This is a genomic window from Nissabacter archeti (assembly GCF_018257325.1).
Classification (GTDB): domain Bacteria; phylum Pseudomonadota; class Gammaproteobacteria; order Enterobacterales; family Enterobacteriaceae; genus Chimaeribacter; species Chimaeribacter arupi.
In genome coordinates this window covers 83819-99791 of the sequence record NZ_JAERKB010000012.1, presented here as the reverse complement: position 1 = coordinate 99791, position 15973 = coordinate 83819, and the positions used below count along the sequence as shown (strand labels likewise).

Sequence of the window (15973 nt, the reverse complement as noted above, 5' to 3'; positions counted from 1 at the left end):
GAATGAAGAGCATACGGGCTGCCATAAGGTGGCCCGATTTGTTTATGGCTCGCCGCTTCACGGCACAGGCCCCGGTTCGGGCCTACCCTGACAAAGAAAAAAACAATCGGGAGTTTCGTTATGACCGCAGACACGATGACAACAGACGCGATGCATATCTTCCTTTCATCCCAGCCCGCCGACGCCCGCTGGGGTGACAATGCCCTGCTGAGCACCCGCAACGAGGGCATGACGATTCATGCCGGTACGCTGGTCTCGATTCAACGCGCTGCACGCCGGATTGACGGGCAGGGGATCAAGAAGGTGAAACTGGCCGGTGAAGGCTGGGATCTGGAGAACAGCTGGGCCTTCTGGCAAGGTTTCCGTGGCCCGAAAGGCCAGCGCAGTGTCGAGTGGGCTGAGCTTGAGCAGGCCGATCGCGAGGAGCTGGAGAGCCGCCTGACCATCATTGACTGGGTACGCGACACCATCAATATGCCGGCAGAAGATCTGGGGCCGGAAACGCTGGCCCACCGCGCGGTTGACCTGCTGTGCCAGTACGGCGGCGAGCACGTGACCTACCGCATCACCAAAGGGGAAGACCTGCGCGAACAGAACTATGCCGGCCTGCATATTGTCGGCCGCGGCTCTGAGCGACCGCCGGTGCTGCTGGTGCTCGACTACAACCCGACCGGGGATGAGAACGCGCCGGTCTACGCCTGCCTGGTGGGGAAAGGCATCACCTTTGACACCGGCGGCTACAGCCTGAAACAGAGTGCCTTTATGGACTCAATGAAATCTGACATGGGCGGCGCGGCCACCGTAACCGGCGCACTGGCCCTGGCAGCGGCGCGCGGCCTGGCACAGCGCGTGAAGCTCTACCTCTGCTGCGCAGACAACATGGTCAGCGGCAACGCCTTTAAACTCGGCGACATTATCCACTACCGTAACGGCAAAACGGTGGAAGTGATGAACACCGATGCGGAAGGGCGGCTGGTGCTGGCTGATGGCCTGATCGACGCCTCGGAGCAGCAACCGCAACTGCTGATTGACTGCGCGACCCTGACCGGCGCGGCCAAAACCGCGCTGGGCAATGATTACCACGCGCTGTTCAGCTTTGATGATGCGTTGGCCGCTGACCTGCTGGCGAGTGCCGGGCAGGAGCAGGAGCCGTTCTGGCGCCTGCCGCTGGCAGAGTTCCACCGCAGCCAGTTGCCGTCTAACTTTGCTGACCTGAACAACGTGGCCGGCCCAAGCTACACTGCCGGGGCCAGCACCGCCGCCGCGTTCCTGTCGCACTTCGTGCAGAACTACCGCCAGGGCTGGCTGCATATCGACTGTTCTGCCACCTACCGCAAAGGCGCGGTGGATCAGTGGTCGGCCGGGGCGACCGGGCTGGGCGTCCGTACCCTGGCCAATTTGCTGCTGAGCAAGGCGCAGTAACCGGCAATACGTCAGCAGCATGACGTGACCGGGTATCACGGGGCGGCCTGGCTGCCCCGTTTTTTTATCCATCTTTTTGTGGTGTTATCTTGTGGCAAAGCCGTTCCGGCTTGTTGAGGGAGTAACGTATGAGCACATCGTCTTTTGACCCTGCGGACATGTCGCAGGGACGTGAACTGGAGCAGTTGCTGATGCAGGCCGTCAGTGACCCGGCACAACGCCCGGCGTTCTACCGCGCGCTGATGGAAGCCACCGTGCTGGTGCTGACCGACAATCAGGCCCCGGAGGGCGACGTGGTGCTGGAGGCCGGCAGCCCGCTGAGCCTGCAGGTCTGGGAAAAACAGGACGGCACGAACGTATTGCCGTTCTTCAGTTCACTCTCAGCCCTGCAACGGGCGGTGGAGCGCGAGCAGCCGTTTATGGCGTTGCCGGTGCGGGTGCTGTTTGAGATGACAGAAGGCGCGGAGCTGTTCCTGAACCCGAAAAATGAGTACGGCAAAGAGTTCACCCCGCACGAGGTGAGCCAGCTGTTACAGGAAGGCACGGCAGGCAAACCGCTGGAGCGGGTGCTGGAAGCCGGTACCGAGTTCCTGATCGGCCAGCCGGAACACTACCCGGCGGCGATGGTGGACGCGCTCACCACACTGTTCAGCCAGCGTAAACCGGTGCGCCGTGCCTTCCTGGCGCTCATCCATGATAAAAACAGCGATGAGCGGCCCAACCTGCTGGTGGGGCTGGAGATTGACGGCGCGTCGGAGCAGGAGGTTGAACAGCTGATTCAGGAAGCCGGCAGCGTCGCCAGTGAGGCGCTGGCAGAGGATGAACCGGTAGATTTCTGCCTGGTCAATGAAAAAGAGCGCGGCATCAGCCATTACCTGATTCAGCATACCCAGGCCTTTTACCAGCGCCGCTGGGGCAGTTGGTTACGCAATATCATTCCTTCTTCCGGCATCGCCTGAGGGCAGGCGCGCAGTCACGGCCGGCACATAGGGCAATAATTGCTAAATATGTGCATAAAGAGTAGGGAATTAGCTAAAGTTATTTTAATCAAATGTTGTGTTTCGGGTAGGCAAGCGCCGACTTGCCCCCTATAATCGGCGCCATTTCACGGCGGGCCCATTTATGCCTGCCTCCCAGGACGACGTCAGACAGAGGTTTACATGACTATCGAACGTACTTTTTCCATGATCAAACCGAACGCAGTGGCTAAAAACGCCATTGGTTCTATCTATGCCCGTTTCGAAGCCGCTGGTTTCAAAATCGTTGCCGCTAAAATGGTTCACCTGACCCGTGAGCAGGCTGAAGGCTTCTACGCTGAGCACAAAGGCCGCCCGTTCTTCGACGGCCTGGTTGAGTTCATGACCTCTGGCCCGATCATGATGCAGGTTCTGGAAGGCGAAAACGCCGTTCAGCGCAACCGTGACATCATGGGCGCAACCAACCCGGACAACGCCCTGGCCGGTACCCTGCGTGCTGACTACGCAGACAGCTTCACCGAGAACGCCGTTCACGGTTCCGATGCGGTTGAATCTGCACAGCGCGAAATCGCGTACTTCTTCACCGAAAACGAGCTGTGCCCGCGCACCCGTTAATTGGTGAATGATAGCGAGCTGAAAGATTCATTTGCTGAAACAATAAAACCGTGACAGCAGGCTTTCCGCGATAGCATCGCTATCCTAAAATTTGTACAATACTGCGCCCCGAAGGAGCCTGCTCTCTCGGGGCGCATGTTTTCGCATCACGCCACCGGGCGGGTGCACTTCCTTTGAGCCAAAAGTGTAACAACGAGGCCGCGACATCCATGTTAGAAACAACTCCTTCTGGGCAAACCGTGTCTGAAATTTCTCACTCCTCTGCGCCCGCCGTACAAACGGCAAAACCGGCTGTGGAAAAAATTAACCTCCTCGATCTGAACCGCCAGCAAATGCGCGAATTTTTCGCCAAGATGGGGGAGAAACCCTTCCGCGCCGACCAGGTCATGAAGTGGATGTACCACTACTGCTGCGATGATTTCGAGCAGATGACCGACATCAACAAAGTGCTGCGCGGCAAATTGCAGGCGATTGCAGAGATCCGTGCACCGGAAGTGGTGGATGAGCAACGCTCCGCCGACGGCACCATCAAATGGGCGATTCTGGTGGGCGACCAACGCGTTGAGACGGTCTATATCCCGGAAGAGGATCGCGCGACCCTCTGCGTCTCCTCTCAGGTAGGCTGCGCGCTCGAGTGCAAATTCTGCTCTACGGCACAGCAGGGCTTCAACCGTAACCTGCGCGTGTCAGAAATCATCGGCCAGGTCTGGCGTGCCGCCAAAATCATCGGCGCGGCGAAAGTCACCGGCCAGCGCCCGATCACCAACGTGGTCATGATGGGCATGGGCGAGCCGCTGCTCAACCTGACCAACGTCGTCCCGGCGATGGAAATCATGCTGGATGATTTCGGTTTCGGCCTCTCCAAACGCCGCGTGACGCTCTCCACGTCCGGTGTTGTACCGGCACTGGACAAACTGGGCGACATGATCGACGTGGCGCTGGCTATCTCCCTGCATGCGCCGAACGACACCATCCGTGACGAGATCGTGCCGATCAATAAAAAGTACAACATTGAGACCTTCCTGAGCGCGGTACGCCGCTACCTGGCGAAGTCCAATGCCAACCAGGGCCGCGTCACCATTGAGTACGTGATGCTGGACCACGTCAATGACGGCACCGAACATGCCCACGAGCTGGCCGCTGTGCTGAAAGACACGCCGTGCAAGATCAACCTGATCCCGTGGAACCCCTTCCCGGGCGCACCTTATGGACGCAGCTCGAATAGTCGCGTTGATCGCTTTGCCAAAGTGTTGATGGAATATGGATTTACGACTATTGTGCGTAAGACCCGCGGTGACGATATTGACGCCGCCTGCGGCCAGTTGGCGGGTGAGGTGATCGACCGGACCAAGCGTACCCTGAAGAAGAAAATGGCAGGGGAGCCGATTTCGGTAAAAGCACTCTGAACCTGACCTGAGGGCGTGACGCTGCGCTGTGCCGTTACGCCTCCCTCTCTCAGATCGGAACGGCACGGGCAGGGCAGCCTGCCGCCGCGTTCCAGGGAATGAAACGCATGATGCTGAAAATGTTGCGGAGCACGCCGCACTGGCTCTCTGCGATTATCGCGGCGGCCGTGCTGGCAGGCTGCTCGGGTTCAGGGCCGGACGGGGCCGCGCCGGCCACGTCGGCGTCGGTGGATACACGCCTGCAACTGGGGATGGGCTACCTGTCTCAGGGGAATTTGCCGGCCGCCCGGCAAAACCTTGAAAAAGCGGAGCAAACCGCGCCGCAGGACTACCGTACCCAACTGGGGATGGCGCTGTATGCGCAACGTGTCGGGGAAAATGAGGCTGCGCAGCAACGCTATCAGCGCGCCCTGCAACTTGCCCCGCAAAATGGCACGGTGTTGAATAATTACGGTGCGTTCTTGTGTAGTTTAGGGCAGTATGTACCGGCACAACAGCAGTTTAGCGCGGCCGCGCAGGTGCCCGATTATGGGCAGGTTGCAGACAGCCTGGAGAATGCCGGCTATTGTTTCCTTAAGGCAAATCAGGACGATGAGGCACGGGTATTGCTGGGCCGGGCACTGAAATATGACCCGGACAAGGGCGCGCCTCTGCTGGCAGAGGCCCAGCGGCAGTTCAGTGAAGGAAAACGCGCCCAGGCGCAGCTTTTACTGGATGTCTACCAGCATATTTTACCGGCCAGTGCCGACAGTTTATGGTTACAGATTCGTTTCGCCGCGCTGGATGACCGCCAGGACAAGATAGACCGTTATGGCAGGCAGCTGGCGCGAAGTTTTCCACACTCTAAACAGTACCAGCAGTTTCTCGCTAATGAATACTGAAGCCTCTCAAGAAAACATCTCCAAAACGACAGGCGAACGCCTGCGTCAAGCCCGTGAACAGCTGGGGCTGAGCCAGCAGGCCGTTGCAGAACGCCTGTGCCTGAAAGTCTCCACGGTACGTGATATCGAAGAAGATACCGCGCCGCCGGGGCTGGCCTCGACCTTCCTGCGCGGCTATATCCGTTCTTATGCCAAGCTGGTGCACATTCCTGAAGAAGAGTTGCTGCCGCTGATGGCCAAACAGGCCCCGATCCGCGCCGCGAAAGTGGCGCCGATGCAGAGCTTCTCGCTGGGGAAATCCCGTAAAAAACGCGATGGCTGGCTGATGGGGTTCACCTGGCTGGTGGTCTTTGTGGTCATCGGCCTGACCGGTGCCTGGTGGTGGCAGAACCATCAGGCCCAGCAGCAGGAGATCGCCACGATGGCGGATCAATCCTCTGCCCAGCTTTCTCAGGGCGATGCCCAATCCATCCCGCTGGGAAACAGTGACGATGCCGCCCCGGCTGATAACAGCAATGACGGCACCACCGGTACGCCGCCTGACAGCCAGGCGACGAACACCGCGGCACAACCGGCCCCGGTGACCCCGGCGGCCCCTGCTGCGCCGGTTGCCCAGGCTCCGGCCCCGACGGTGGTGTCACCGTCCCAGGCACCGGTTGCGGCACCCGTCACGACGCCGGCCGACGCACCGGCCGCTGCCCCGGCAGACGCAGGGGCTATCGTGATGAATTTTAATGCGGATTGCTGGCTGCAAGTGAATGACGCGACCGGGAAAACCCTGTTCAGCGGCATTCAGAAAAGCGGCGGTACGCTGAACCTGAACGGGACTGCACCGTTCAAACTGAAAATTGGCGCACCGCGTGCCGTCCAGATTCAGTATCAGGGCAAGCCGGTTGATCTCAGCCAGTTCATTAAGTCAAACCGTGTTGCGCGTCTTACGCTGGCTGCTGAATAATAGGGCATCCGGCGCACTGCGCCCGCAGCAATGGAGAGCAAGACATGCATAACCAAGCACCCATAAACCGTCGCAAATCAACGCGGATTTACGTCGGAAAGGTGCCTATTGGTGATGGCGCGCCGATTGCCGTGCAATCGATGACCAACACCCGTACCACCGATGTAGAGGCTACGGTCAATCAGATTAAGTCGCTGGAACGTGTGGGCGCGGACATCGTCCGTGTTTCCGTGCCGACGATGGATGCTGCCGAAGCCTTTAAAGTGATCAAGCAACAAGTCAACGTGCCGCTGGTGGCGGACATTCACTTTGACTACCGCATTGCGCTGAAAGTGGCGGAATACGGCGTGGATTGCCTGCGCATTAACCCCGGCAACATCGGCAATGAATCCCGCATCCGCTCGGTGGTGGATTGCGCGCGTGACAAAAATATCCCTATCCGCATCGGCGTCAATGGCGGTTCGCTGGAACGGGATCTCCAGGAAAAATATGGTGAGCCGACCCCGGAAGCGTTGCTGGAGTCTGCGATGCGCCATGTGGACATCCTGGACCGCCTCAACTTCGATCAGTTCAAAGTCAGCGTAAAAGCCTCTGACGTCTTCCTGGCGGTGGAAGCCTACCGCCTGCTGGCGAAACAGATCGTGCAGCCGCTGCACCTCGGCATCACGGAAGCGGGCGGCGCCCGTGCCGGTGCGGTGAAATCCGCCATCGGCCTCGGCCTGCTGCTCTCTGAGGGCATCGGCGACACGCTGCGCATCTCGCTGGCGGCCGATCCGGTAGAAGAGATCAAAGTGGGCTTCGATATCCTGAAGTCCCTGCGCATCCGTTCCCGCGGCATCAACTTCATCGCCTGCCCGACCTGCTCACGCCAGGAGTTCGACGTGATCGGCACGGTCAACGCGCTGGAGCAGCGCCTGGAAGATATCATCACGCCAATGGATGTCTCGATCATCGGCTGTGTGGTGAACGGGCCGGGCGAGGCGCTGGTGTCGACGCTGGGCGTGACCGGCGGCCACAACAAGAGCGGCTTCTATGAAGACGGCGTGCGCCAGCGTGACCGGTTTGATAACGACCTGATGATCGATCAGCTGGAAGCCAAAATCCGCGCGAAAGCCGCGATGATGGACGAAAGCAAACGTATCGTGATCAACACGCAGACAGAGTGACATCGGTAGCGGGCTGCAATAGCGGCCCGTTTTCTATTGAACCCGTTGAGGGCTGGCCCGGCATCCTCGTTGAACCGCCGGAGGCAACGCCCCTATAATCGGGTTCATTTTTTGTATTAAGACTATAGAGAACTGACGTGGCAAAGAACATTCAAGCCATTCGCGGCATGAACGACTACCTGCCGGAAGAAACGGCATTGTGGCAGCGGATTGAAGGCACCCTGAAGCAGGTGCTCAGCGGCTATGGGTACAGTGAAATCCGTCTACCGATTGTAGAGCAGACCCCGTTATTTAAACGCGCCATCGGTGAAGTCACTGATGTGGTCGAAAAAGAGATGTATACCTTTGATGACCGCAACGGCGAAAGCCTGACCCTGCGCCCGGAAGGCACCGCAGGCTGCGTGCGTGCCGGCATTGAGCATGGTCTGCTGTACAATCAGGAACAGCGCCTGTGGTATATCGGCCCGATGTTCCGCTATGAGCGTCCGCAGAAAGGGCGCTACCGCCAGTTCCACCAGCTGGGGGCGGAAGTGTTTGGCCTGCAGGGGCCGGACATCGACGCAGAGCTGATCCTGCTGACGGCGCGCTGGTGGAAAGCGCTCGGCATCGCTGACCATGTGGCGCTGGAGCTGAACTCCATCGGTTCGCAGGAGGCTCGTGCCAACTACCGCGAGGCGCTGGTCGCGTTCCTGGAGCAGCACAAAGACGCGCTGGACGAGGATTGCAAACGCCGCATGTACAGCAACCCGCTGCGCGTGCTCGACTCGAAAAACCCGGACGTGCAGCGCCTGCTGAATGATGCACCGGCCCTGGCTGACTATCTGGATGACGAGTCAAAACAACACTTTTCCGGTCTGTGTGAACTTTTGGACCAGGCCGGCATCCCATATACGGTTAATCAGCGGCTGGTTCGCGGCCTCGATTACTACAACCGCACCGTGTTTGAGTGGGTCACCACCAGCCTGGGCGCGCAGGGTACCGTGTGTGCCGGCGGCCGTTATGACGGCCTGGTGGAACAACTCGGCGGCCGTGCCACCCCGGCGGTAGGGTTCGCGATGGGGCTGGAGCGTCTGGTGCTGCTGGTGCAGGCCGTCAACCCTGACTTTAAGGCCCCGGCCACGGTAGACGTTTACGTCATTTCGTCCGGTGCCGGTACGCAGGGCGCGGCAATGGCGCTGGCGGAGCAGGTGCGTGATGCGGCACCGCAATTACGGCTGATGACCAACTACGGCGGCGGCAACTTCAAAAAACAATTTGCCCGTGCAGACAAGTGGGGCGCCCGCGTGGCCCTGGTGCTGGGTGAGAATGAAGTGGCGGCCCGGCAGGTGGTGGTGAAAAACCTGCAAAGTGGTGAACAAGAAACGCTGGCGCAAAGCGACGTTGCCGCGCGCCTGGCAACGATGTTGGGTTAAGGAGAGGGACACCGTGGAAGTCTATACCACTGAAAACGAACAGGTGAATGCTGTACGCCACTTCTTCTCGGAGAACGGCAAGGCATTGGCTGTTGGCGTGGTGCTGGGCATTGGTGCCCTGGTGGGGTGGCGTTACTGGCAGGGGCATCAGACAGAAGCCCTGACCGAAGCGTCAGTCTCCTACCAGAAAGCGACCGACGCGCTGATGGCGAAAAAACCGGAAGGCGTGGCGGCAACGGAACAGTTCATTCAGGCCAATGACAATAATTATGGGGCCTTTGCCGCGTTGCAACTGGCGCAGCATTTTGTTGATCTGAAAGAGTACGCCAACGCCGAGAAACAGCTGGCGAAGGCCGCCGGCCTCACCAAAGATGACAACCTGCTGCCGCTGATTTCGCTGCGGCAGGCCCGCCTCCAGCTTCAGCAAAACAAACTTGATGATGCGCTGAAAACCCTGGAGGGCGTCAAGGGTGAAAGCTGGGCGGCCATGTCACTGGATATCCGTGGCGATGTGCTGGTGCGCAAGGGAGACCTGAAAGGCGCACGTGACGCATACAGTAAAGGCATCGACGCTAAAGCCTCTCAGGCACAGCAGGCGCTGCTGCGCATGAAGTTAAATAATTTGGCCAGCTAAGGGGATGCCAATGCATTTGCGTAAAACACTCTTGGTAGGATGGGTTTCTGTTGCCCTGCTGAGTGGTTGTTCATTGTTCAACGGCGAAGAGGATGTGGTCACCATGTCCCCGCTGCCGAAAGTCGAAAACCAGTTCACACCCACCGAAGTCTGGAACAGCTCAGTCGGTGATGGCGTGGGCGAGTTTTACTCCAACCTGCGCCCGGCCTGGCAAGGCACCACGGTGTTTGCCGCCGATCGCCACGGGGTGGTGAAAGCCCTGGATGCCGACAGCGGCAAAGAGATCTGGAAAGCGGACCTCTCTGAGAAAACCGGCTTCTTCTCCAGCAACCGCCCGGCGCTGCTCTCCGGCGGCGTGACGGCCTCCGGCAATCACGTCTATGTGGGCAGTGAGCGCGCGGTGGTGTATGCCCTGAACAGTGATGACGGTAAAATTGCCTGGCAGACCAATGTCGCCGGTGAAGCGGTATCACGCCCGGTGGTCAGTGACGGCCTGGTGCTGGTGCACACCAGCAACGGCATGTTGCAGGGCCTGAGCGAAAGCGACGGCACCGTGCAGTGGACGGTTAACCTGGATATGCCGTCCCTCTCCCTGCGCGGTGAATCCGCCCCGGCGACCGCCTTTGGTGCCGCGATTGTCGGCGGTGACAATGGCCGCGTCAGCGCCGTGCTGATGAAAGAAGGGCAGATGATCTGGCAACAGCGCATCTCCCAGCCAAGCGGCGCAACCGAAATCGATCGCCTGAACGACGTGGACACCTCGCCGGTCGTGGTCGAAGGCGTGGTATACGCGCTGGGTTACAACGGCAACCTGACGGCGTTGGATCTGCGCTCCGGCCAGATCATCTGGAAACGCGAAGTCGGCTCAGTGAGCGATTTCATCGTCGATGCCGGCCGCATCTTTGTGGTCGACCAGAATGACCGTGTGATGGCCCTGAACACCCAGGGCGGCGTAAGCCTGTGGCGCCAGAGTGAGCTGCTGCACCGTAACCTGACGGCCCCGGTGTTGTATAATGGTTATCTGGTGGTAGGGGACAGCGAAGGCTACCTGCACTGGCTCAATACCGATGATGGCCGCTTCGTGGCTCAGCAGAAAGTGGACAGCTCCGGCTTCCTGAGCGCGCCGGTTGTGGCGAGCGATAAATTGCTGATCCAGGCGAAAAGCGGTGACGTTTACGCGTTCACCCGCTAACATCCGGTAACATATCCTGAGCCACCCCGGTGGCTCTTTAACGGCTCCTGATATTCAGGGGCCGTTTCGTCTTTTGAAACGCGGCACCTGATGGTATGGGCTGTCACGTAACATTTTGTTTTTTAAGTAATGAGGCTGCAACAATGATACCTGTCGTCGCGCTGGTCGGGCGCCCGAATGTGGGTAAATCCACCTTATTTAACCGTTTGACCAAAACGCGTGATGCGTTAGTGGCGGATTTCCCCGGGCTGACGCGTGACCGCAAGTATGGTCGTGCTGAAGTTGAGGGCCATGAGTTCATCATCGTCGATACCGGCGGGATTGACGGCACCGAAGACGGCGTTGAGACGCACATGGCCGGTCAGTCGCTGCGCGCCATTGAAGAAGCGGACATCGTGCTGTTTATGGTGGATGCGCGTGCCGGCCTGATGCCGGCGGATGAGGGCATTGCCAAACATCTGCGCAGCCGTGACAAAGCCACCTTCCTGGTCGCCAACAAAGTTGACGGGCTGGATGCGGATTCTGCCGCCGCCGATTTCTACTCGCTCGGCATGGGCGAAGTCCACGCGATCGCAGCATCCCACGGCCGCGGGATTACCCAGCTTATTGAGCACGTGCTGCTGCCGTTTGTCGATCATGAAGAACCCACTGAGCTGACCGAAGAGGAGGCGAACGCCGCCTACTGGGCTGAGCAACTGGGTGAGGAAGAAGCCGCGGTGGCCGCCGCCGAAGCCGAAGATGATTTCGACCCGGAATCGCTGCCGATCAAACTGGCTATTGTTGGCCGCCCTAACGTCGGTAAATCGACCCTGACCAACCGCATTCTGGGTGAAGAGCGCGTGGTGGTGTATGACATGCCGGGCACCACCCGTGACAGCATCTACATCCCGATGCAGCGTGATGAGCGCGAGTATGTGCTGATCGACACCGCCGGGGTGCGCAAGCGCGGGAAAGTCACCGACACGGTTGAGAAATTCTCCGTCATCAAAACCCTGCAGGCGATTGAAGACGCCAACGTGGTGATGCTGGTGATTGATGCGCGTGAAGGCATCTCCGATCAGGATCTGTCGCTGCTGGGCTTTATCCTCAACAGCGGCCGCTCGCTGGTGATTGTGGTCAACAAGTGGGATGGGTTGTCGCAGGAAATCAAAGATGAAGTGAAAGATGCGCTGGATCTGCGCCTCGGTTTCATCGACTTTGCGCGTATCCACTTTATCTCCGCGCTGCACGGCAGCGGCGTCGGCAACCTGTTTGAGTCGGTCAACGAAGCGTACCGCTGCGCCACCCGCCGCGTCAGCACTTCCCTGCTGACCCGCATCATGCAGATGGCCGCCGACGACCACCAGCCGCCGCTGGTGCGCGGCCGCCGCGTGAAGCTGAAATATGCCCACGCCGGGGGCTATAACCCGCCGATTGTGGTGATCCACGGCAACCAGGTGCAGGACCTGCCGGACTCCTACAAACGCTACCTGATGAACTATTACCGTCGTTCGCTGGAAGTGATGGGCACGCCGATCCGCATCCAGTTCAAAGAGGGTGAGAACCCGTTCGCCGGGAAGCGCAACACCCTGACGCCAAACCAGATGCGTAAGCGTAAGCGCCTGATGAGCCACCTGAAGAAAAGCAAATAACCCCCGTGGGATGCACAATGAGTGCATCCCTTTTTTTTGGTATGACCGTAAGGAAGGGAGATGTTCTGGCAGACCTGGAGTTTTGCGTTGGGCGTGACCGTGCCCAATCTGTTGTTGCTGGTATTAGGTATCGTATTAAAGCGCGTCGGTATTATGGACGACCATTTCTGTGACAAAGCCAGCCGGGTGGTGTTTAACGTTGCGCTGCCCTGCTTGCTGTTCTTCAGCGTCTCCACCCACACCGGCAGTGAAGAGGGCATGAACCTGCCGCTGGCGACCTATGGCGGCGCGGCCACGCTGGTCACGTTCCTGTTACTGGAGCTGGCGGCGATAAAGCTGGTCAAAGACCCGCGTGAACGCGGCATCTTTGTGCAGGGCGGGTTCCGCGCCAATACCGGCATCGCCGGGCTGGCTTATGCCTCCCTGGCCTTCGGCAAAGAGGGCGTCGCCCTCGGCTCCATGTATATCGCGATTACCGTGATCCTGTTTAATGTGCTTTCAGTGATTACCCTGAGCCGCAGCCTGCAACGTGGGGCAGGGAAGGGGCTGGACGTCACGGCGATCCTGCGCGGCATTGTCACCAACCCGCTGATTATCGGGCTGGTGCTGGGGCTGCTGTTCAAGGAAACCCACTGGGCGATGCCGGATACGCTGTATAAGACCGGTGAATTTATCTCCGGCATGGCGCTGCCGCTGGCAATGCTGTGCGCCGGAGCCAGCCTGGACTGGCGCGCCATGTTCCGCAGCTCCAACGTGGCTGGTTACGCCACGCTGGCGCGGGTGCTGGTGGTGCCGGGGCTGATGACGCTGGGCGGCGCATTGCTGGGGTTCAACGGCGCAGCGCTGGGGGTGATTTTCCTGTTTTCCTGTACCCCGACGGCGGCGGGCAGCTATGTCATGACGCGGGCGATGGGCGGCAACGCCACGCTGGCCGCCAACATCATCGCCCTCACCACCCTCGGCTCATTCTTTACCACGGCGCTGGGGCTGGCGCTGCTGCGCGGCCTGCATCTGGTCTGATGCCTCAGGGCGCGGCCAGGTGCTCAAACTCTTTGGCGTCATGGCTGCAAAACATCGTGACCCCGGCAGCGGGGTCGCAGGAGAGCGCCCGCAGCCGTTGCTGGTTATGGCGGCGCGCCTGGCGATCGACCTCCATCATCCATTGGTAGAACCGCAGCCCCGGCGTACAGTGCCGGTTGGGCTGGCCCACTTCATCGCGGTAGAAGTAGGCATCCCCTGCGTGCAGCAACCAGCCGTCACCAGTCTGGAGCGCCACCCCGGCGTGGCCGTGGGTATGCCCCGCCAGCGGGATCATCAGCACCTCCGGCGGCAGCCCGGTCAGCCCGCGCACCGCATCAAACCCGTGCCAGCCTTCACCGCCCGGCTGGTAAAAGTGCCATTGCCGCACCTGCGCCCACTGCACGTCCCGGTAGCGCCCCCGGTTCAGCCAGTGGCGGCGGTTGCGGGCGGCGTCCGCCTCCTGTTGCAACACATGCACCTGCGCCTGCGGGAAATCACTCAGCCCACCGGCATGGTCAAAATCGAGATGGGTCAGCACAATGTGCTGCACATCCGAAGGCGAGAACCCCAGCCGGCGGATCTGGCTCAGCGCGGTGTCCTGCTGGCGGTAACGGATATTATTCAGCACGCGGAAAAAGGGGGCCAGCCGCTGTTGCGGTTGCGCCATATCTTCGCTGCCGAAGCCGGTATCCACCAGCACCAGCCCGTGCCGGGGTGTTTCCAGCAGCAGGCAGTGGCAGGTAAGGTGGGCGGTCAGACCTTTGCTGAAGCCATCATAAAAGGCGCCGCCAAACGGGCACATACAGCCGCAGTTCAGATGATGGATATGCATGGTGCTCCTTATCTGAGAGGGAAAAGGTTAAGTGTAAGCCAGCCACAGGAAGTTGCCCGCCGCCGCCGGGGCGCTACACTGGAATAAGGGGCGGCACCTGATCGTCAGGGCGCTGCGGCCCGCCAAAAAAGGAGAAAATAATGGACGCAGTGTGTCCTGTCTGTAAGCAGACAATGAGCCAACACGGGGATCACTACCATTGTGCCCAGGGGCACGGGGATTTCCGGCAGGAAGTGGTGTGCCCGCAGTGCCATCAGCCGCTGGAAGTGCTGAAAGCCTGTGGCGCGGTGGACTATTTTTGCCCACACGGCCACGGCCTGATTTCCAAACTCCGGGTTGAAGTCTGTTACGTTCACTGTTGACGGCGTGCGTCAGTGGCCGGGGGGAACATCCGGTTTGCCGTCACCGTCCAGATCGCCATATTTCCACAGCTTGATAAGCTCTTCCGGCGTGCGGGTTTCAGGGATGACCAGCACCCAATCCTGATAATCCGCGGAGGTGAAATGGATCTCCAGCCGGAAGTAACGCTGGTCGCCGCGCCCGGCCTGGCCGGGCTGCTGCTGGGCATAGGGCAGGATCTGGTTAATCAGGTGGCAGATGCGTTCGCGCGTTTCCGGGCTGACGTCATGCAGCGCGATGCGGCGCGGCCCGTTCAGCTTGGGGATAAAGGCGAACCCGCCTTCCCGCACCAGAATGATCACGGCATCCGGTTCCAGTTCCGAAAGCGGCTGCATTACTCCACTCCCACCTGCTGCCAGGCCGTTTGCACCGCCTGGGCGGTGGCGCTGTCAAAACGCGTTTGCGCATGACGCACGGTGAATTTGGCAAAGGTTGCGAAATCCGCATCCTGCGGCAGGGTTTTGTCACACAGCGTGTCATACCAGATATACCCGGCGCGCTCCCAGGCATAACCGCCCAGCGCGGTCGCCGCCAGGTAGAACGCGCGGTTGGGAATGCCGGAATTCAGGTGGACGCCGCCATTGTCATCACGTGTCTGGATATACTCGTTCATGTGCGCCGGTTGCGGGTCTTTGCCGAGCAGCGGGTCATCGTAGGCGGTGCCGGGGGCCGACATCGACCGCAGCCCGGTGCCGTTAATCCCTTCTGCCAGCAAGCCTTCGCCGATAATCCAGTCAGCCTGGTCGGCGGTCTGTTTGCGCTGGAACTGCTTGACCAGTGAGCCGAACACGTCCGACAGGGACTCATTCAGCGCACCGGCCTGCTGGAAATAGATAAGCCCCGCTTCGCTCTCCGTGACGCCGTGCGCCAGCTCATGGCCGACCACATCGATGGCAATGGTGAAGCGGTTGAAGATTTCGCCGTCACCGTCGCCAAACACCATCTGCTCACCATTCCAGAAGGCGTTCTGGTAATTCTTGTCGTAGTGCACGGTACCACTCAGCGCCAGCCCTTTGCCGTCAAGCGAGTTGCGCTTAAACGCCTGCCAGAAAAAGTCGTAAGTCACGCCAAGGTAGTCATAGGCCTCGGTGACCGCCACGTCATCGGTGGCCGGCTGGCCCTCACTGCGCGCAAGCTGGCCCGGCAGCGCGGTCTCATTCTGCGCATCATAGATCTTGCGCTGCACCTGGCCGGGCGCGGAGACATCCGGTGCCTGGGATTTGGCAAACGGCTCGGCCATCAGCGTGCGGACGTGGGTCAGCGTCTGTTGGGCGCGAGTGCGTTGCGGGTCGGAACCATGTTCGATAATGCGGCGCAGGATATAAGGGGGGATAACGCTGTACGGAACCTGGGAATGACGCGGGGTCTTGCCGTCGCTCATGCCGAATCTCCTTATCAGAAATGCCCGGAAGGCGGAGTACTGTCAGGACG

Annotated in this window: 16 protein-coding genes; 13 read left to right on the top strand and 3 right to left on the bottom strand. The window is 60.0% G+C overall.

What is annotated here, in order from left to right; translation table 11 throughout:
• The first annotated feature begins 135 nt into the window (after positions 1-135).
• The 12 genes from pepB to JK232_RS17025 all read left to right on the top strand — a co-directional run bounded on the left by pepB (position 136) and on the right by JK232_RS17025 (position 13311).
• Positions 136-1422, top strand: coding sequence for an aminopeptidase PepB (gene pepB / locus JK232_RS17080; protein ID WP_072930408.1), 1287 nt, complete (start codon positions 136-138; stop codon positions 1420-1422).
• A 128-nt stretch (positions 1423-1550) separates the two neighbouring features.
• Entirely contained in the window at positions 1551-2381 is an 831-nt protein-coding gene (gene sseB / locus JK232_RS17075) for an enhanced serine sensitivity protein SseB (RefSeq protein ID WP_212589441.1), read from the top strand.
• A 201-nt stretch (positions 2382-2582) separates the two neighbouring features.
• Positions 2583-3014 (top strand): nucleoside-diphosphate kinase, encoded by a 432-nt coding sequence (gene ndk, locus JK232_RS17070; protein WP_072930234.1) that lies wholly within the window; start codon positions 2583-2585, stop codon positions 3012-3014.
• Between the two features lie 209 nt (positions 3015-3223).
• Positions 3224-4420 (top strand): dual-specificity RNA methyltransferase RlmN, encoded by a 1197-nt coding sequence (rlmN, locus tag JK232_RS17065; RefSeq protein WP_101834581.1) that lies wholly within the window; start codon positions 3224-3226, stop codon positions 4418-4420.
• Positions 4421-4539: 119 nt separating this feature from the next.
• Positions 4540-5301, top strand: a complete 762-nt coding sequence (pilW, locus tag JK232_RS17060) for a type IV pilus biogenesis/stability protein PilW (RefSeq protein ID WP_212589462.1) — start codon at positions 4540-4542, stop codon at positions 5299-5301.
• Entirely contained in the window at positions 5291-6256 is a 966-nt protein-coding gene (gene rodZ, locus JK232_RS17055) for a cytoskeleton protein RodZ (protein ID WP_072930237.1), read from the top strand. Before pilW ends, rodZ begins: the two co-directional genes overlap by 11 nt.
• A gap of 44 nt (positions 6257-6300) precedes the next feature.
• Positions 6301-7422: a flavodoxin-dependent (E)-4-hydroxy-3-methylbut-2-enyl-diphosphate synthase gene (gene ispG / locus JK232_RS17050; protein WP_072930238.1), complete on the top strand. Its 1122-nt coding sequence runs from the start codon at positions 6301-6303 to the stop codon at positions 7420-7422.
• A 137-nt stretch (positions 7423-7559) separates the two neighbouring features.
• Positions 7560-8834 (top strand): histidine--tRNA ligase, encoded by a 1275-nt coding sequence (gene hisS / locus JK232_RS17045; RefSeq protein ID WP_072930240.1) that lies wholly within the window; start codon positions 7560-7562, stop codon positions 8832-8834.
• A 13-nt stretch (positions 8835-8847) separates the two neighbouring features.
• On the top strand, positions 8848-9468 hold the full coding sequence (locus JK232_RS17040) for a YfgM family protein (RefSeq protein WP_072930242.1): 621 nt from the start codon (positions 8848-8850) through the stop codon (positions 9466-9468).
• Between the two features lie 10 nt (positions 9469-9478).
• Positions 9479-10660 (top strand): outer membrane protein assembly factor BamB, encoded by a 1182-nt coding sequence (gene bamB, locus JK232_RS17035; protein ID WP_072930243.1) that lies wholly within the window; start codon positions 9479-9481, stop codon positions 10658-10660.
• Positions 10661-10803: 143 nt separating this feature from the next.
• Complete coding sequence (gene der / locus JK232_RS17030; RefSeq protein ID WP_072930245.1) at positions 10804-12291, top strand: ribosome biogenesis GTPase Der; 1488 nt, start codon at positions 10804-10806, stop codon at positions 12289-12291.
• Positions 12292-12351: 60 nt separating this feature from the next.
• A complete protein-coding gene (locus tag JK232_RS17025; protein ID WP_072930246.1) occupies positions 12352-13311 on the top strand; it encodes an AEC family transporter in 960 nt (319 codons plus the stop codon).
• A gap of 4 nt (positions 13312-13315) precedes the next feature.
• Here JK232_RS17025 and JK232_RS17020 read toward each other — a convergent pair whose 3' ends face one another.
• On the bottom strand, positions 13316-14143 hold the full coding sequence (locus tag JK232_RS17020) for an MBL fold metallo-hydrolase (protein ID WP_212589440.1): 828 nt from the start codon (positions 14141-14143) through the stop codon (positions 13316-13318).
• A 140-nt stretch (positions 14144-14283) separates the two neighbouring features.
• Here JK232_RS17020 and JK232_RS17015 point away from each other — a divergent pair, with 140 nt between their 5' ends.
• Positions 14284-14505, top strand: coding sequence for a zinc ribbon domain-containing protein (locus tag JK232_RS17015; RefSeq protein WP_072930249.1), 222 nt, complete (start codon positions 14284-14286; stop codon positions 14503-14505).
• Positions 14506-14514: 9 nt separating this feature from the next.
• Here the strand turns inward: JK232_RS17015 and JK232_RS17010 are convergent, their stop codons facing one another.
• Both JK232_RS17010 and JK232_RS17005 read right to left on the bottom strand, forming a co-directional pair.
• Positions 14515-14877: a protealysin inhibitor emfourin gene (locus JK232_RS17010; RefSeq protein WP_101828704.1), complete on the bottom strand. Its 363-nt coding sequence runs from the start codon at positions 14875-14877 to the stop codon at positions 14515-14517.
• Entirely contained in the window at positions 14877-15923 is a 1047-nt protein-coding gene (locus tag JK232_RS17005) for a M4 family metallopeptidase (protein WP_072930253.1), read from the bottom strand. The genes JK232_RS17010 and JK232_RS17005 overlap by 1 nt, the downstream gene beginning before the upstream one ends.
• Positions 15924-15973: the final 50 nt, after the last annotated feature.

Bases quoted from the DNA above. Each gene is read 5' to 3' on its own strand.
- sseB (WP_212589441.1), top strand. From the start codon at position 1,551: ATGAGCACATCGTCTTTTGACCCTGCGGACATGTCGCAGGGACGTGAA.
- ndk (WP_072930234.1), top strand. From the start codon at position 2,583: ATGACTATCGAACGTACTTTTTCCATGATCAAACCGAACGCAGTGGCT.
- bamB (WP_072930243.1), top strand. From the start codon at position 9,479: ATGCATTTGCGTAAAACACTCTTGGTAGGATGGGTTTCTGTTGCCCTG.
- JK232_RS17005 (WP_072930253.1), bottom strand. From the start codon at position 15,923: ATGAGCGACGGCAAGACCCCGCGTCATTCCCAGGTTCCGTACAGCGTT.
- pepB (WP_072930408.1), top strand. From the start codon at position 136: ATGACAACAGACGCGATGCATATCTTCCTTTCATCCCAGCCCGCCGAC.
- JK232_RS17010 (WP_101828704.1), bottom strand. From the start codon at position 14,877: ATGCAGCCGCTTTCGGAACTGGAACCGGATGCCGTGATCATTCTGGTG.
- JK232_RS17015 (WP_072930249.1), top strand. From the start codon at position 14,284: ATGGACGCAGTGTGTCCTGTCTGTAAGCAGACAATGAGCCAACACGGG.
- pilW (WP_212589462.1), top strand. From the start codon at position 4,540: ATGTTGCGGAGCACGCCGCACTGGCTCTCTGCGATTATCGCGGCGGCC.
- rlmN (WP_101834581.1), top strand. From the start codon at position 3,224: ATGTTAGAAACAACTCCTTCTGGGCAAACCGTGTCTGAAATTTCTCAC.
- rodZ (WP_072930237.1), top strand. From the start codon at position 5,291: ATGAATACTGAAGCCTCTCAAGAAAACATCTCCAAAACGACAGGCGAA.
- ispG (WP_072930238.1), top strand. From the start codon at position 6,301: ATGCATAACCAAGCACCCATAAACCGTCGCAAATCAACGCGGATTTAC.
- JK232_RS17020 (WP_212589440.1), bottom strand. From the start codon at position 14,143: ATGCATATCCATCATCTGAACTGCGGCTGTATGTGCCCGTTTGGCGGC.
- JK232_RS17025 (WP_072930246.1), top strand. From the start codon at position 12,352: ATGTTCTGGCAGACCTGGAGTTTTGCGTTGGGCGTGACCGTGCCCAAT.
- der (WP_072930245.1), top strand. From the start codon at position 10,804: ATGATACCTGTCGTCGCGCTGGTCGGGCGCCCGAATGTGGGTAAATCC.